Origin of the sequence: Arthrobacter sp. zg-Y820 (genome assembly GCF_030142155.1) — a bacterium.
In the GTDB taxonomy this organism is placed as follows: Bacteria; Actinomycetota; Actinomycetes; order Actinomycetales; family Micrococcaceae; genus Arthrobacter_B.
This window is the reverse complement of record NZ_CP126247.1, coordinates 3,368,887-3,385,196: the sequence shown is the minus strand read 5'-3', so window position 1 is coordinate 3,385,196 and position 16,310 is coordinate 3,368,887. Positions and strand designations below refer to the sequence as shown.

Annotated in this window: 15 protein-coding genes and 1 riboswitch; of the genes, 10 read left to right on the top strand and 5 right to left on the bottom strand. The window is 68.6% G+C overall.

Going from position 1 to position 16,310, the window contains the following annotated elements; all coding sequences use genetic code 11:
• Positions 1-83: 83 nt before the first annotated feature.
• From QNO08_RS15425 to mnhG, 6 genes are read left to right on the top strand one after another with little or no spacing between them, the layout of a single operon-like run.
• The gene (locus tag QNO08_RS15425; protein ID WP_229966166.1) at positions 84-3,092 is read left to right on the top strand and encodes a Na+/H+ antiporter subunit A; all 3,009 of its coding nucleotides are present in this window, start codon (positions 84-86) and stop codon (positions 3,090-3,092) included.
• Positions 3,089-3,577, top strand: a complete 489-nt coding sequence (locus tag QNO08_RS15420) for a Na(+)/H(+) antiporter subunit C (RefSeq protein ID WP_229966165.1) — start codon at positions 3,089-3,091, stop codon at positions 3,575-3,577. The genes QNO08_RS15425 and QNO08_RS15420 overlap by 4 nt, the downstream gene beginning before the upstream one ends.
• Complete coding sequence (locus tag QNO08_RS15415) at positions 3,574-5,184, top strand: Na+/H+ antiporter subunit D (protein WP_229966164.1); 1,611 nt, start codon at positions 3,574-3,576, stop codon at positions 5,182-5,184. Before QNO08_RS15420 ends, QNO08_RS15415 begins: the two co-directional genes overlap by 4 nt.
• A 14-nt stretch (positions 5,185-5,198) precedes the next feature.
• Positions 5,199-5,810, top strand: a complete 612-nt coding sequence (locus tag QNO08_RS15410; protein WP_229966664.1) for a Na+/H+ antiporter subunit E — start codon at positions 5,199-5,201, stop codon at positions 5,808-5,810.
• A complete protein-coding gene (locus QNO08_RS15405) occupies positions 5,807-6,067 on the top strand; it encodes an MrpF/PhaF family protein (RefSeq protein ID WP_229966163.1) in 261 nt (86 codons plus the stop codon). The genes QNO08_RS15410 and QNO08_RS15405 overlap by 4 nt, the downstream gene beginning before the upstream one ends.
• 3 nt (positions 6,068-6,070) lie before the next feature.
• On the top strand, positions 6,071-6,643 hold the full coding sequence (gene mnhG / locus QNO08_RS17465) for a monovalent cation/H(+) antiporter subunit G (protein WP_331461779.1): 573 nt from the start codon (positions 6,071-6,073) through the stop codon (positions 6,641-6,643).
• A gap of 24 nt (positions 6,644-6,667) precedes the next feature.
• Here mnhG and QNO08_RS15395 read toward each other — a convergent pair whose 3' ends face one another.
• Positions 6,668-6,931 (bottom strand): DUF4235 domain-containing protein, encoded by a 264-nt coding sequence (locus tag QNO08_RS15395; RefSeq protein WP_229966162.1) that lies wholly within the window; start codon positions 6,929-6,931, stop codon positions 6,668-6,670.
• 90 nt (positions 6,932-7,021) lie between these two features.
• Positions 7,022-7,160: riboswitch (TPP riboswitch) on the top strand.
• Positions 7,161-7,218: 58 nt separating this feature from the next.
• Between QNO08_RS15395 and QNO08_RS15390 the strand changes: the two genes are divergently transcribed.
• From QNO08_RS15390 to QNO08_RS15380, 3 genes are read left to right on the top strand one after another with little or no spacing between them, the layout of a single operon-like run.
• Complete coding sequence (locus tag QNO08_RS15390; protein ID WP_229966161.1) at positions 7,219-7,857, top strand: ECF transporter S component; 639 nt, start codon at positions 7,219-7,221, stop codon at positions 7,855-7,857.
• Positions 7,844-9,361: an ABC transporter ATP-binding protein gene (locus QNO08_RS15385; RefSeq protein ID WP_229966160.1), complete on the top strand. Its 1,518-nt coding sequence runs from the start codon at positions 7,844-7,846 to the stop codon at positions 9,359-9,361. The genes QNO08_RS15390 and QNO08_RS15385 overlap by 14 nt, the downstream gene beginning before the upstream one ends.
• A gap of 50 nt (positions 9,362-9,411) precedes the next feature.
• Entirely contained in the window at positions 9,412-10,203 is a 792-nt protein-coding gene (locus QNO08_RS15380) for an energy-coupling factor transporter transmembrane component T family protein (protein ID WP_229966663.1), read from the top strand.
• Between the two features lie 14 nt (positions 10,204-10,217).
• Here the strand turns inward: QNO08_RS15380 and QNO08_RS15375 are convergent, their stop codons facing one another.
• Positions 10,218-11,102 (bottom strand): aminodeoxychorismate lyase, encoded by an 885-nt coding sequence (locus QNO08_RS15375; protein WP_229966159.1) that lies wholly within the window; start codon positions 11,100-11,102, stop codon positions 10,218-10,220.
• A 68-nt stretch (positions 11,103-11,170) separates the two neighbouring features.
• Between QNO08_RS15375 and cls the strand changes: the two genes are divergently transcribed.
• Positions 11,171-12,646, top strand: coding sequence for a cardiolipin synthase (cls, locus tag QNO08_RS15370; protein WP_442860504.1), 1,476 nt, complete (start codon positions 11,171-11,173; stop codon positions 12,644-12,646).
• Here the strand turns inward: cls and QNO08_RS15365 are convergent, their stop codons facing one another.
• Genes QNO08_RS15365 through QNO08_RS15355 form a run of 3 tightly spaced genes read right to left on the bottom strand, consistent with a single transcriptional unit; the run spans position 12,647 to position 16,161 of the window.
• Positions 12,647-14,812 carry a chorismate-binding protein gene (locus tag QNO08_RS15365; protein WP_229966158.1) on the bottom strand — a complete coding sequence of 722 codons (2,166 nt, stop codon included), beginning with the start codon at positions 14,810-14,812 and terminating at the stop codon, positions 12,647-12,649.
• Positions 14,809-15,330 carry a low molecular weight protein-tyrosine-phosphatase gene (locus tag QNO08_RS15360; RefSeq protein ID WP_229966157.1) on the bottom strand — a complete coding sequence of 174 codons (522 nt, stop codon included), beginning with the start codon at positions 15,328-15,330 and terminating at the stop codon, positions 14,809-14,811. The genes QNO08_RS15365 and QNO08_RS15360 overlap by 4 nt, the downstream gene beginning before the upstream one ends.
• A 27-nt stretch (positions 15,331-15,357) precedes the next feature.
• Positions 15,358-16,161 (bottom strand): methyltransferase domain-containing protein, encoded by an 804-nt coding sequence (locus QNO08_RS15355; protein WP_229966156.1) that lies wholly within the window; start codon positions 16,159-16,161, stop codon positions 15,358-15,360.
• Between the last annotated feature and the right edge of the window lie 149 nt (positions 16,162-16,310).

Genomic DNA, 16,310 nt, shown 5'->3' with positions numbered 1-16,310 from the left:
AGATATACGCCCTCTGACCACCATCTTGATAACTACAGCTGTAGCTGCGGCTGGAAGACTGTCAAAAAAGCTCGGGAGATCTTGTGCTAGTTGTGCTCACCGTTTTGTTTACGGTGGCATTGGTGGCGCCCTTAATGTTCCGCAGGATCGGCCGTTCGGCGTTCTATGTCCTGGCCGCCGTCCCCGCCGCAGCCTTTGTCTGGCTGCTGGTCACGTTTCCCCGGTACACAGGTGCCGACCAGACGCTGGCCTCGGGCGCTCCCAACGCCCCGCCGTCGCTCGTCATCCCCTGGATTCCCGATCTCCGCGTGGAGCTGGCCTTCCGGATGGACACCCTGGCCGCGGTCCTTTCCATCCTCATCCTGGGCGTCGGCTCGCTGGTCCTCTTCTACTGCGCCCGCTATTTCCGCCCGGGCGACGCGCAGATGGGCGCCTTCGGCTCCCAGCTGCTGGCCTTTGCCGCGGCAATGTTCGGCCTGGTCACAGCCGATGACCTGATCCTGCTGTTCGTTTTCTGGGAACTGACCACGGTCTTGTCCTACCTGCTGATCGGCTACTCCGCGCACCGCCTGTCCGCACGCCGGGCGGCGCTGCAGGCGCTGATCGTGACCACCTTCGGCGGCCTGGCGATGCTGGTGGGCATGGTGCTGATTGGCAACGCCGCAGGCACCCTGCGGATCTCCGAGATCCTCGCCATGGCCCCGCAGCTGCTCGAACGCGGCGCCGTCGTGGACGTGGCCATTGTGCTGATGCTCATCGGCGCGGTGTCCAAATCCGCGCTGCTCCCGTTCCACTTCTGGCTCCCTGCCGCGATGGCCGCCCCCACGCCGGTCAGCGCCTACCTGCACGCAGCGGCCATGGTGAAGGCCGGCATCTACCTGGTGGCCCGGCTCGCTCCCGGATTCTCGGAATCCACCTATTGGCACGCCGTCGTGCTCGTCCTGGGCCTCTCGACCATGTTGCTGGGCGGCTGGCGCGCACTGCGCCAGTACGACCTGAAGCTGATCCTCGCGTACGGAACCGTCAGCCAGCTCGGCTTCCTGACCCTGGTGGTGGGACTGGGCAACCGGGAAGCCGCCGTGGCCGGGCTCGGCCTGCTGCTGGCCCACGGCTTCTTCAAAGCGACCCTGTTCCTGGTGGTGGGCATCGTTGACCACCAGTCGGGGACCCGGGACATCCGCAAGCTCTCCGGCATCCACCGCTCCTCTCCGCAGCTGTTCATCGTGGCCCTCATCGGCGCCGCCTCCATGGCCGGAGTGGCGCCCCTGCTCGGTTTCGTGGCCAAGGAATCGGTCTACGAGACCTTCGTCCACTATGCCGAGAAGCAGGGAACCGCCGGGGCGGCAGTGCTGCTGGCCGGCGTCGTCATCGGCTCCATCCTGACTTTTGCCTACAGCGCCCGCTTCGTCTGGGGCGGTTTCGCCACCAAGCCCAACGCCAAGCCCACCGCCTTCAAGCCGGTGCCGTGGACCTTCCTCGCCGCGCCCGGCATCCTGACCGTCGTAACCGTGATCTTCGGCCTGTGGCCGGCACCGCTGGACGCAGCCATCGCCTCCTACGCGGACCTGTACCCGGCCGACGGCAGCCCCACTCATCTGGCCCTGTGGCACGGCTTCACCACCGCACTGCTGCTGACCGTCATCACCATCGGAGCCGGGCTGCTGCTGTTCTGGCAGCGGATCCGGGTGGAACGGCTGCAGGGACGCTTCACCGCCCCGCTGGACGCCGAACGCTCCTACCGCGGGATTATCGGCGTGCTCGACGACGTCGCGGTCTGGGTCACCGGACGCACCCAGCGCGGTTCGCTGATGTTCTACCTCTTCGTCATCCTGTCGGTGGCGGTCGTGACTCCGCTTTTCGCGCTCATTGTCCGCGACGCGCCGCTGCCGGACCAGTTCCACTGGTTTGATTCGCCGCTGCAGGCAGTGATCGGCGTCGGCATCATCCTGGGGGGCCTCGCCGCTGCCCGCGCCAACAAGCGATTCCTGGCCGTGCTCATGGTCAGCGTCACCGGCTACGGAATCGCCCTGATCTTCGCCCTGCAGGGCGCGCCGGACCTGGCCCTGACCCAGATGCTGGTGGAAACCATCGTCCTGGTTGCCTTTGTCCTGGCGCTGCGGTCCCTGCCGGCCCGGCTCTGGAAGCGCGAACCGGCCGGACACCGCATGCTGCGCGCCCTGCTCGGCATTGCCTTCGGCGGGACCATGGTGGTCCTGGCCATGACGGCAATGGCGTCCCGCGTGGCGGAGCCCATTTCCCTGGCCTTCCCCGACCTCGCCTACGAGGTGGGCGGCGGCGCCAACATCGTCAACGTCACGCTCGTCGACATCCGCGCCTGGGACACCTTCGGGGAGATCTCGGTGCTGGCCATGGCCGCCACCGGCGTTGCGTCGCTGATCTTCGTGCGCGGCCGCGGCGACAAGCGCCGCCGGGCAGAGGGCGTCGCCACCGGCTCCGTGGACCGCGGCCGCGAACACTTCGCGTCCTCCGGCCGCCAGGAGGCCACCCTCGCGATGGCACGGAAGTTCTCCAGCGTCAGCCGTGACGCCTGGCTCGTCGCCGGGCGGACCCTCGCTCCGGAACGGCGTTCCATCATCTTCGAGGTAATTACCCGCCTGCTGTTCCACTCGGTGATCCTGTTCTCCATCTATCTCCTGGTGGCCGGGCACAACATGCCCGGCGGCGGCTTCGCCGGGGGACTCATGGCCGGACTCGCCCTGACCATCCGCTACCTGGCCGGCGGCCGGTTCGAACTGGCCGAAGCAAGCCCGGTCAGCGCCGGCCTGCTGCTCGGCGGCGGGCTGGGCCTGGCCGGACTGTCGGCCGCCGCGCCGCTGGTCTTCGGCGGACAGGTCCTGCAGAGCGCCATCATCAAGTTCACCTGGCCCATTTTCGGCGAGGTCAAGTTCGTGACCTCCACGATCTTCGATATCGGCGTGTACCTGGTGGTGGTCGGGCTGGTGCTGGATGTCCTGCGCAGCCTGGGCTCCGAAATCGATGAACGCAGCGAAGGCGGCTCCTCCGACGACGAGGAGACGATCGAGCCCGAACCCGAAATACCCAGCCGAGAAGAGGAGGAGGTGGCCCGATGAGCGTGAACATCACCTTCATGGTAATTATGGGAGCACTGTATGCCTGCGGGATCTACCTGCTCCTGGAACGCAGCCTGACCCGCGTGGTGCTGGGACTGACCATGCTCACCAACGCCACCAACATCCTGCTGCTCTCCACCGGCGGCTTCCAGGGCCTGGCTCCGCTGTTCAGCGCCGACATTGCAGCGGAAGACTACAACGATCCGCTGCCGCAGGCCTTCATCCTGACGTCCATCGTGATCTCCTTCTCCGTCACCGCGTTCATGCTCGGCATCATTTACCGGTCCTGGGTGCTGAGCCGCCAGGACGAGGTCCAGGACGACCTCGAGGACCGCCGCGTGGCAAGCCAGAGCAGCTTCGACGCGGAAGACGACGCCGACGTCCCCGAGGACACCACCGAATTCACCCCGCCCGAAGAGGCTGAAGAGGCGCCCGGATCCCTGCGCGCCTCCGGTCAGAGCACCAGCCCGGAGGCCAAGGAATGAACACCGTAAGTCTGGCTCCGCTGGCCGTGGTCCTGCCGTTCTTCGGCGCGGCCCTTGCCTTCATCCTGATCCGCCACACCCGCGCCCAGCGCATCATCAGCGTCACCATCCTGTCCGTGACGCTGCTCCTGGAAGTCGTCCTGCTGTTCTCCATCTGGGAGACGGGAGCCCAGGCCGTGAACCTGGGCGGCTGGCTGCCGCCGATCGGCATCACCATGGTGGTGGACCAGTTCTCCGCCCTGATGCTGGTCGTCTCCTCTGCCGTCAGCCTGGCGGTGCTGATCTACGCAGCGGGGCAGGGCATGACCGACGGTGACGAAGACGGTCCGATCTCGATCTTCCATCCGACCTACCTCATCCTGGTTGCCGGAGTGTCCAACGCCTTCCTGGCCGGGGACCTCTTCAACCTGTACGTGGGCTTCGAAATCCTGCTCACCGCGAGCTACGTGCTGATGACCCTGGGCGGAACCACTGCACGCATCCGCGCCGGCATCACCTACGTGGTGGTCAGCGTGGTCTCCTCGCTGCTGTTCCTGATCACCATCGCCATGATTTACGCGGCCACCGGCACCGTGAACATGGCGGACCTGGCGGTGAAGCTGCAGGACCTGGACCCCGGCACGCAGCTGATGCTGCACCTGATGCTGCTGGTCGCGTTCGGAATCAAGGCCGCAGTCTTTCCGCTGTCCTTCTGGCTGCCGGACTCCTATCCGACGGCTCCGGCGCCGGTCACCGCGGTGTTCGCCGGGCTGCTGACCAAGGTGGGCGTCTACGCCATGGTCCGCACCGAGACGCTGCTCTTCCCCGGCGACCGCATCAACACCCTGCTGATGGTGGTGGCGGGACTGACCATGGTGGTCGGCATCCTGGGTGCCCTGGCACAGACCGACATCAAGCGAATGCTCTCCTTCACATTGGTCAGCCACATCGGCTACATGGTGTTCGGCCTGGCCGTGGGATCGGTGATCGGCATCGGCTCCGCGGTGTTCTACGTGGTCCACCACATTACGATCCAGACCTCCCTGTTCCTGGTCACCGGCCTGATCGAGCGCCGCGGCGGCACCGCCAACATGGACCGGCTCGGCGGTTTGGCGAAGCTCTCACCGCTGCTGGCCGTGCTGTACTTCATTCCGGCCATCAACCTGGGCGGGATTCCGCCGTTCTCGGGCTTCCTCGGCAAGCTCGGACTCCTGGAGGCCGGCGTCGACCTGGGCACTCCGCTGGCGTACACCCTGGTGGGGGCCAGCGTGCTGACCAGCCTGCTGACGCTGCTGGTGATGGCCCGGGTCTGGAACCGTGCGTTCTGGCGGACACCGGAAGACGCCGTTCATCCGGACCCGATCCTGCTGGCGACCGGCGACGACGGGTCCGCAGTGCGCCACTCCGGCGAGGTCACCGAGAAGTCAACGGGCAAGTTCTCCGGCCGCGGCGCCGTCGACCTGCTGCCGCGCACCATGGTGTATCCCACCGTGGGCCTGGTGGCGCTCGGCGTCTCACTGACCGTCCTGGCCGGTCCGCTGTTCTCGCTCAGCGACGACGCGGCGCAGGATCTGCTGGACCGCACACCGTACATTGAAGCCGTTCTGGGAGAGGGGGCAGGCCAGTGACCCGCAGGGCCCAAATGCGCAACCGGCCGCGCGTGCCGCTGCTCAAGGAAATCCCGCTGCTGATCTGGCTGGTGTTCCTCTGGGGCGCCCTCTGGCAGGACTTCAGCGCCGGCAACCTGATCTTCGGCGCCGCGATTGCCTTCGTCGTGGCCAACATCTTCTACCTGCCGCCGGTGGAGCTCAGCGGCCGGTTCAATCCGATCTACGCCCTGGGCTTCGCGGTCCGGTTCTTCTACAAGCTGGTCCACGCCAGCTTCGAGGTGCTCTGGCTGTCCATCACCAAGGGTCCGCACATCAAGAACGCAGTGGTGGGCGTGAAGCTGCGCAGCCACTCGGACCTTCTGGTCACCGCCACCGGGCACGCGCTGTCGCTGATTCCGGGTTCCCTGGTGGTGGAGGTGGACCGGTCCACCTCCACGCTGTACCTGCACTGCCTGAATGTTTCCACCCCGGAGCACGCCGACAAGGTCCGCAAGGATGTCCGGGACACCGAATCGTGGCTGATCCACACCATCGGCACCCGCGAAGACCTTGAGGTCCTCAGGGCCGAGGAAGCGCAGGTCCGCCGGGAGGTCGCCCTCGAAACCGGAAACCCCGCCGCAACCGGCAAGGGAGCCGCATCATGATGAACGTCTTTGTGGTCCTGGTGGCCGTCATGCTCTCGGTCGCAGCGGCCGGAGCGATTTTCCGGATTGCCCGCGGGCCCTCGATTCTGGACCGGGTGCTGGCAGCCGACGTGCTGCTGACCATCGTCGGCGCGGCCCTGGCCACTGACATGATCGTGAACAAAAACCTCAACTATCTGGCGCTCCTGGTGTCCATCTCACTGATCGGCTTCATTGGCTCCGTGACCGTTGCCCGCTTCGTTACGGACAGGAGATAACCGGTGAGCCAGGAACTGAATGACCTGATTGTCGGAATCCTCATGCTGGGCGGGGCGCTGATGTCGCTGGCCGCGGCCATTGGCCTGACCCGGTTCCCCGACCTCATGAGCCGGATGCACGCAGCGTCCAAGCCGCAGGTGCTGGGACTGCTGCTGTTCCTGCTGGCCATGGCCGTGCAGTTTGAGAGCTGGGTGCTGCTGCCGATCCTTGGCGTCTGCTGGCTGTTCATGATCCTCACCGCGCCGGTGTCCGCCCACATGATCGGCCGCGCCGGTTACCGGACCAAGCACCTGCGCCCGGAGCTGCTCACCATCGACGAGCTGGACGACGTCGTCGGCCGTGCCCAGCAACTGCTGCTGCAGGCCAAGGCCGGCGCACCCGGAACCAACGACGGCGGACCCGCCGACCGGGTGGATGATGATCCGGGGGCGCCGCCGCCCGCGGGCTCCCTCGACGACGACGCGCTCCCCGCGACGCCCGCCGCGGCACCCGAAGCCCGCCCCGGCGTGGTGTCCGGTGCCGAAGCGGAAACAAGTCAGGGCGCCCGCCGCCCGGAACACCGTCCCGGAGGCTGAGCGCCCTGTGATGAAGCGGAGCTGCTAGACCACTTCAGGCGTCTTCTTGTAGCGCTGGATGGCCCGCTGGGTTCCGCGGGTGGTCAGCACCCGGATGCCCTGGCTGACCGCTCCGGAGACGACGGCGAAGATCACTGCGGTGCGGAGGCTGACGTCCAGGACGCCGTCGTTGTCCCGCGGCGGTTCGTTGCCCGTGATCCGCGTCCAGGCAAAATCGAGGATTTTCGCGGACAGCAGGCCGGCGCCGATGCTGGCACCGGTCGCGAGCAGTTTCAGGATCAGGTTCATGGGTGCTCCTAGGGTTGAAGGCCTTTTTCCTAACCCTACCCGCCGATCCGCCCCACCGGGGCAGTGGCGTGTGTAGAGTGGGAAACGCAAAACACACGACAGGGGAGCGCCGCTTCCCGCCGGGCCCAAGGCCCGGCAGGCAGAACAAGGCGCTGAGAGTGCGGACATCCGCAGACCCTCGAACCTGATCCGGTTAGTACCGGCGCTAGGGAGTCGAGATCTCACGGGACATCATGGCAAACCGCCATGAAGGGCCCCTCCCCTCCTGTACCTCAGGAGGTTATTTCATGCAGCAGAACAAATCCCACCCACAGTTTCAACGGCAGTTAAAATCCCTGCGCCGCCCGTGGCGGGTCGTCGACATTGTCGTCGCGTCAGTCCTGGCCGTGGCCGTAGGCGTGATTTTCTGGGCCTGGTCGCTGGGCTACGCCGGGGTGGAAGCCCTGATCCTGGCGTTTCCGCCGCTGGGCGGGCTGTACACCGGCGGATGGCTGATTGCCGGAGTGCTCGGCGCGCTGATCATCCGCAAACCCGGGGCAGCGATCTACTGCGAGGTCCTCGCCTCGGCCGTGTCCGGAGTGCTCGGCACGCAGTTCGGCCTATCGGTGCTGCTCTCCGGATTCATCCAGGGCCTCGGCGCGGAACTGGTGTTCCTGGCCTTCCTCTACCTTCGGTACACGCTTCCGGTGGCCGTACTGGCGGGGCTGGTCTCGGGCGCCTTCCTGGGGGCCAGCGAAAGCATCCTGTACAAGCCGGAATGGGCGCTTCAATGGCAGGCGCTCTACACGCTGCTGGCCGCCGCTTCGGGCGCCGTCATTGCCGGTGCCGGATCCTGGCTGGCTGCCCGGGCCCTGGCCCGCACCGGTGTGCTGGCATCCTTCGCGTCGGGAAGGGCAGCGGACGGGCGCTCCCATGAGCGGGCCTAGCCCCGTTCCCGCCGGCGTCCCCGTGGCGGTCCGCGCCCGGGACTTCAGCTGGCGGCACGCCGGGCGCACCGCCCCGGCCCTTTCCTCCCTGTCACTGGATATCGACGCCGGGGAGAAGGTCCTGCTGCTGGGCGCTTCCGGTGCCGGCAAATCCACGCTGCTGCATGCCCTCGCGGGCGTCCTCGGCGAAGGCTCCGGCCCGGATGCCGCGGGGGAGCAGCAGGGCAGCCTGACCCTGGACGGTGTTCAGCCGCTGCAGGCCCGCGGCCGGGCGGGACTGGTGCTGCAGGACCCGGACTCCCAGCTGGTGCTGTCCCGGGTGGGTGACGAGGTGGCCTTTGGTCCCGAGAACCTTCGGGTTCCGCCGGAGGAAATCTGGGACCGGGTCCGCACCAGCCTGGACGACGTCGGCCTCCGGGTGCCGCTGCACCATTCCACTGCCGCCCTGTCGGGAGGCGAGAAGCAGCGCCTGGCGCTGGCTTCGGTGCTCGCGATGCGGCCGGGCCTGCTGCTGCTGGACGAACCCACCGCCAACCTGGACCCGGAGGGCGTGCTGGAAGTGCGCGCTGCCGTCGAACGCGTGCTGGAACGCACCGGTGCCACGCTGATCGTGGTGGAACACCGCGTCGCGGTCTGGGCGGACGTCGTCGACCGCGTGGTGGTCCTGGCGGCCGACGGCGGCATCCTCGCTGACGGACCGCCATCAAGGGTCCTCGCCGATCCGGCCAACCGCGCCCGGCTCGCCGCGGCCGGGGTCTGGCTGCCCGGAACCCGTCCCGCGGCCGGCGGGCCGGCGGCCGGGGCTCCGGGCGCCACCCTGCTCGAAGCCCGCGGTCTGGGCGTCGGACGGTCCAAGCGGGGCCCGGCGGCCGTGAGCGGAGTGGACCTGACGCTGCGGGCCGGCACGGCGCTCGGGATCACCGGGCCCAACGGCGCCGGAAAATCGACGCTGGCGCTGACCCTGGGCGGACTGCTGAAGCCAGTGGCCGGAACCCTGCGCGCTGCTCCCGCGCTGGCCGGAACTGCGGGCCCCGACCCCCGGCGCTGGAAATCCACGGACCTGGTGACCCGGATCGGCACTGTCTTCCAGGAACCCGAGCACCAGTTCTTGGCCGCGACGGTGCGCGAGGAACTGGCGTTCGGGCCGCGGCGCACCCGCCGGCGCTCAGAGGCCGAGGTCTCGGCGCTGGTGCAGGCACTGGCGGAGCGGCTGCGGCTCACGGCACTGCTGGACGCCAATCCGTTCACGCTCTCCGGCGGGGAGAAGCGCCGCCTGTCGGTCGCCACGATGATCGCCACCGAACCGGACGTCCTGCTCCTGGACGAACCCACGTTCGGGCAGGATGCCAACACCTGGGCGGAACTCGTGGAGCTGCTCCGCACACTGACAGCTGACGGCACCGCGGTGGTCGCGGTGACGCATGACGCCGAGTTCCTGGCGGCCCTGGGCGGGAACCGCCTGCACGTGGAGCACGGCACCGCCCGGACCGGAGCGCTGTTGTGAGCCGGCCCGGGGAACCGGCGACGGCGCCCGAACGGACCGGGCGCACCGATCTGCGCAACCCCTCCCGGCGTCCGGCCGGAACGTTGCTGGAGCGGGCCAACCCGCTGTCCAAGCTCGCCGCCGCCCTGGCGCTCACGCTGGCCGTGCTGGTGAGCGTTGACTGGATCAGCTCCGGAATTGTCCTGGCCGGCGAGCTGATCCTGCTGCCGCTGCTGCGGATCCCGCCGCTCACCCTGCTCAAACGCATCTGGCCGCTGGTCCTGGCCGCCTTGCTCGGTGCCTACGGAACCGCCCTGCTGGCCGAGAAGACCGGTGCCGTGCTGCTGGACGCCGGACCGCTGCTGTTCACCTCCGATTCAGTGGCCGCCGGCATTGCCATCGGGCTTCGGGGACTGGCCATCGCCCTGCCCGGGATCTATCTGCTGGTGTCGACGGATCCCACGGACCTGGCGGACGCCCTGGCCCAGAAACTGCGGCTGCCGCACCGGTTCGTGCTCGGCGCGCTGGCCGCGATGCGCCTGGTCGGGCTGCTGGTTACCGAATGGCAGAGCCTGGGCATGGCCCGGCACGCCCGCGGCGTCGGTTCGGATTCCGGGGCGCTGGCCCGGGCCCGGTCCTTCGGCGGCCAGTCGGTGGCGCTGCTGGTCCAGGCGGTGCGCCGCGCCACCCGCCTCGCCGCGGCCATGGAGGCGCGCGGTTTCGGCAGCGGGAACAGGACCTGGGCGCGGACCTCGGCGTTCACCGGGATCGACGTGTGGGTGACCCTGTACGGCGTGCTGCTGGCCAGCGCCGCCCTGGCCGCCGCGGCGCTGGCCGGGACGTTCAATTTCATCCTGACCTAGGCCCGGTCGGCGGGTCAGGCCTCCGACAGGGCCTCGCGCAGCAGGCTGGTCAGCTCCTCGGTCAGGGCAGGCGATGAGCTGATCGGTGTTCCGTCGATGGAGGTCACCGGGGCCAGCAGGCGAATGCTGGACACCAGCCACACGGCGTCGGCCTCCATCAGGTGCGCCGGTTCCAGCGGGCCGTACCCGCGGGCCCAGCCTGCCGCTTCGGCGGCGTCGAACAGGGCGCGCTGGGTGGTGCCGGGCAGGATGCCGCTCTCCAGCTCGGGGGTCAGCAGCGTTTTCACCCCGTCTTCCTCCACCGCCAGGATGACGCTCGACGTCGGCCCCTCCAGCACCTTGCCGTCCGAGGACGTGAAAATGACGTCATCGGCGCCGTTGGCCTTGGCGTAGCGCAGCGCCGCCATATTCACCGCGTAGGAGAGCGTCTTGGCGCCGAGCAGCAGCCACGGCGCCCGTTCGGCGAGGGTGCTGTCGTAGCCGCGGTCCAGCAGCAGGACGGCGAGCCCGTCGGCAGTGCGTTCCCGGGAGCCGGCCGGAAGAGGGGAGGCAGCCACCCAGGCCGTGGGGGAAGCAGCCCCTTCGACGCCGCGGGTCAGCAGCAGCTTCACCACTGCCTCGCCCGGCCCCGCCTGCAGCAACAGCTGGGCGAGCGCGGTGGCCACCGCACGTTCCCACGCGTCCCGGGCCGGCGGCACAAGGTCCAGGGCCTGCGCCGACGAGGCCAGCCGGTCCAGGTGCGCGGCCATTTTGCGGGGCTTGCCGTCGACGGCAAGCATCGATTCAAAGATGCCGTCGCCGCGGGTGGCGCCGAGGTCAGTGGCCATCAGCTGCGGTTCGGAAGCGTCAGCAAGGCGGCCTTCGGGGAATCCAGGGTCCAGAAATACCAGAACAGTCATGAACCCAGCCTAGTTTGCCTGTGCGGCAGACTAGGGTGGAGGTTTGGATCTGCTGATGGGAGCGTCGTGTGTGGGTGGCATTAACCGGGACAACGCTTCCCGTCTGGATTGTCACCGCACTGACCGTCCTCGACTACGCAATCCGGATTGTTGCGCTGGGCGTGGTCCCCGGCAACCGGCGGCCCACCACGGCCATGGCTTGGCTGCTGTGCATTTTCTTCCTTCCGGTACCCGGAATCATCCTGTTCCTGCTGTTCGGCAATTTCCGGCTCTCCGAACACCGGGTCAAGCGCCAAGCTGAAATCAACCGGGCCGTGCGTGAGAACACCCGCGAGCTCGAGGCCGAAGGCAGCCGGTATTCCGGTCCGGAATGGGTAGTCTCCGCGACCGAGCTGAACCGCAGGCTCGGATCGTTTCCGAGCCTGGACGGCAACAAAGTGGATCTGCAGCGGGACTACAACGAGTCAATCCGGGAGATGACCGACCTGGTCCGCACCGCGCGGGATTACGTGCACGTCGAGTTTTACATCATGAGCTACGACGACGTCACCCGGGACTTCTTTGCTGCGCTGAAGGAAGCGGCGGCCCGCGGCGTGCGGGTGCGCCTGCTGTTCGACCACATCGGCACGCTGCGGGTGAAGGGCTACCGGACGCTGCTGCGGGAACTGCGCAGCAGCGAGATCCAGTGGAAGCGGATGCTGCCCATCCTGCCGGCCCGCGGCCAGTGGCGCCGCCCGGACCTGCGCAACCACCGGAAAATCCTGGTGGTGGACGGGCTGGTGGCCTACACCGGATCGCAGAACATGGTGGAGGCGTCCTACCGCAAGCGCCGCAACCATAGATCGGGCCGCAGATGGGTGGAGCTGATGGCGCGCGTGGAGGGGCCGGTCATCGATGAGATCAACGTGGTGTTTGCCACGGACTGGAACGCGGAAACCGATGAGAACCTGGAGCGCGAACTAAGCCTCTACGAGTGGACCACGCATCCCGGCGATGTCACCTGCCAGGTGGTGCCCAGCGGGCCCGGCTTCACGACGGAAAACAACCTTCGCCTCTTCACCTCCCTGATGTATTCGGCGTCGGACCGCATTTCCATCACCAGCCCCTACTTCGTCCCGGACGATTCGCTGCTGTACGCGATTACGACGGCGGCCCAGCGCGGCGTGCAGGTGGAGCTGTTCGTCTCCGAGAAGGGAGACCAGTTCCTGGTGGACCATGCCCAGCGGTCCTACTACGAGGCGCTGCTGCGCGCCGGCATCCGGATCTACCTTTACCCGAAGCCGCTGGTTCTCCACGCCAAGCATTTCACCATCGACAACGAGGTGACGGTGCTCGGCTCCTCGAACATGGACATGCGGTCCTTCTCCCTGAACCTGGAAGTGTCGATCATGATGTTCGACGGCGACATCGTGGCCAAGACACGACGGATCGAGGACACCTACCGTTCCATGTCCCGGGAACTGCTGCTCTCGGACTGGGTGGGCCGGCCCGTCTGGCAGCGCTACGTGGACAACGTCTGCCGGCTCACCGCCACGCTGCAGTAGCTAGTCCGGGAACCGGGATCCCAAGGCGCTGAGGACACCGAACGCCTTGGCCCGGATCTCCTCCCACTCGGCCGCGGGATCCGAATCCGCAGTGACGGCGCCGCCCACCCCGAGGGTCAGGGCCGTGCCCTGGATTTCCAGCGTGCGGATCACCACCGACAGATCCGCGGCCCCGGTCAGGGAGAACCAGCCGACGACGCCGGAATAGGCACCGCGCGGGGCGCCCTCCAGCCGGTCCAGGATGGCCATGGTGCTGATCTTCGGGGCGCCGGTCATCGATCCCGGCGGGAACGCCGCGGCAACGGCTTCGGCCCGGGACGCGCCGGGGCGCAGCCGGGCGTCCACGGTGCTGACCAGCTGATGGACGGTGGCGTAGCTTTCCACGGCGCACAGCCGGGGAACGGTGACGGACCCCGGAACGGCGCAATGGGACAGGTCGTTGCGCAGCAGGTCAACGATCATGACGTTCTCCGCCCGGTCCTTCAGCGAGGACACCAAATCCGCCTCCAGCCTCCGGTCTTCCGCCGCGGTGGCTCCGCGCGGCCGGGTGCCCTTGATGGGTTCCGCGCGGATCCGTCCCGGCACGTCCAGGGCGAGGAACCGCTCCGGTGACGTTCCGGCCAGGCAGAAGCTGCCGAACCGCAGCAGGGAAGCGAACGGAGCGGGGCTGCGCCGCCGCAGCGCCCGATACAGGGCCAGCACCTCCCCGCCGGCCGGCGGGGCGGGCAGCTGCGCGGTCAGCGAGGTGGTCAGGCAGACCTCATAGGAGTTTCCGTTGCCGATCTCCTGCTGCGCGGCGCGGACCTTGGCCAGATACGCGTCCCGGCTGTCGCGCACGGCAAACCGCGCCGGAGCGGGCAGGTCCGGAGCGGGCGGTTTCTGGGCGGCGGTTTCCACGGCGCGTTTCACCTGAGCCGTCCACCCGCCGCCGCCGCCGCCGCCGTCGTCGCTGTCACCGCCGTTCCCCGGATCCGAGGGGGCCGGGGCCAGCGGATCCGCCAGGGTCAGGACATAGAGGCACTCCTGCTCGTGGTCCAGGACCACCGCGCGGCCGGCGAAGATCAGGGCGGCGTCCGGTGCTGCCCCGGGCGGCAGGGGGATGTCGGTGCCGCCGGTTTCCCGCTTGAGCTCATACCCCAGGAAACCCAGCCAGCCCAGCGCAAATCCGCACGGATAATCGGCGCTGACCGTGGCGCGCGGCCGGCCCCAGACCGAATCCAGCCAGGGGAAAAACGGACCGCGGTGCAAGGCCGTCACGGGTCCCGACACGACGGTGGTGATGCCGCTCCGGTGCTCCGCGTAGCGGCCGAGCGGACCGCCGTCGTCGGCCATGATGCTGTACCGGCTGCGGGCCGCGACCTGTGCGGCTCCGGACACTGCGCCGGACACTTCGGTGGTCCCCGACGGTGCTGCCGCACTGGAGCTGTCCAGCCAGACCGCCCGCGGTGCGTCGGCATAAAGGCTGGCGAAGAGCCGCTCGGGCGCGATCCAGGTGTCCAGCCGGTCCACCCGCACGGTGCCGGCCGCAGCGTTGGCACCCGGCCAGCCGGATTGGAGCCGGGGCACCTGCAGTTCGCCGAGCGCGCGCAGGACAAAGGCTGCGGCGGCAACCGGCTCCCCGTGAAGGTGCTGCCGGTCCACTCGGATGTCGGCGGCGGCAGCGGCCGGATCACCGGCCGTCCAGGCGCGTTCCTGCGCGGCCCACCGCTCCCAGTGCGGGGCGTAGGTGTCGCCGTCGCGGGCCAGCGCACGCTCCCGGCGCAGATGGGTCGGCGCGGAGACCCAGACGGCGGCGTCGAGCAGGTCCCGCACGCCGGCGCTGGAGGCGCCGACTCCTTCAAAGATGACGATGTCGGCCGGTGCCGTGCTGCGGATCTCGCCGTACTCGCCGGCTGCCCAGTCCCAGGCCCGCCACCGGGCGGTCCGGCCGGCGGCCAGCGGCACGGCAACGTGCTCGCGGAAGGCGGCGATCCCGGCCGCCAGCCCGTCCCATCCGGGGTACAGATCCTCCAGATGGAACAGCGAGACCGAGTGGTGGGCGCGCAGTGCTGCCGCAAGTTCGACGGCGAGGGTGGTCTTGCCGGCGCCGGACAAGCCGTCGACCGCGATGAGGACGGGCAGGGCGGCGGCGCCGGCCGTAGTGCCGGCCGCGGCGGGACCCGTCACTGGTCGGCGGACCCGGCGGCGTCCAGGGCGGCGCGGACGTATTCCACCACGCCCGGCACCGACGCCTGGATCAGGGCGTAGGAGGAATCGAAGTCGCTCATGTCGCCGTACCAGGGGTCGTCGATGCCCTGTTTTTCCGGCGGCAGGCCGGCCGAGGCGGGATCGAAGCTGCGGATCATCCGCACTTTTCCGCGGTCCCGGGCGCTGCCCGCCCGGTCCTGCAGCTCCAGCAGGTGTCCGTAATCCATCGCCAGGATCAGGTCCCGGTGCGCAAAGTCGTCAGCGGTGAAGGCACGCGCCCGGAAGGGAGCGAGTTCCTGGGGCGCAAATCCGTGGCCGGCCAGCTCCGCGAAGGTGCGGTCATCCATCGGGCGCCCGGCCTCCCATCCGGTGACGCCGGTGGAATCGACGGTGACCTCCGACCCCAGCCCGGCGTCGTCGAAAGCGCGGGCGAGGCAGAACTGGGCCATCGGTGAGCGGCAGATGTTGCCGGTGCAGACCGTCATGATTCGGTACATGCTTTCAGCCTACCGAGGGTTGCTCCGTCAGGCCCACGCGATGATCTCGCCGGAGGGGAGCAGGAACCAGCCGTCCGGTGCCTGCGTCCAGCGTCGCCAGCCGGCGGCCATCCGGGCGAGGCCGGCCGGGTCGGTCAGCTCCCGTTCCAGCGCCTGGTCCGCGAAGGCAGAGTGCAGCACCCGGTCCGCCCAGCCGTCTCCGAACCAGGCACGCCGCTCCGGGGTGGCGTAGAGCCAGTTGGACGCCGACGGTTCAAACTCGGTGAAACCGGCTTCCAGGGTCCACGCGACGAGCCGCCGGCCGGCGTCGGGCTCGGCGGCGTTGCCGCGGGCGATCTGCTGGTAGGTCTCCATCCACTCCGTGAGTTCGGGCAGTTCCGGATACCAGCTCATGCCGTGGAAGTCGGCGTCGCGCACCGCCACCAGGCCGCCGGGCCGGGTCACACGCCGCATCTCGCGCAGGGCAGCCACCGGATCGGTCAGGTGCTGGAGCACCTGGTGGGCGTGGACGACGTCGAACGTTCCGTCCGGATAATCCAGGTCATACACGTTGCCGGCCGTGAACTCGACGTTCGCCAGCCCCCGCGCCGCGGCCAGGGCCCGGGCCTGGGCGACGACGTCCTCCGAGGGGTCCAGCCCGATGACGGGCCCGGGATCCACAAGGTTGGCGAGATCGGCAGTAATGCTCCCCGGCCCGCAGCCCACATCCAGCAGCGCCATGCCGGACTCCAGATAGGGGAGCAGGTAAGCAGCGGAATCGGCGGCAGTTCGGGTGGCATGGGCGCCGACCACGCTGTGGTGATGGCCGTGCGAATACTGTTCAGGACGCATAGGCCGAGGATACGCGGGCGCAGGGGCTGTGCGCCCGGAGTTGCGGCGTGTGTCGGCCGTGCTCAGGAGGGGGAGGCTTTGTGCCGGCGCCGCCTGCAAACGGCAAGGTTGAGTCCGACCCGCTCAACTTTGTTGACAAACAATCCGCC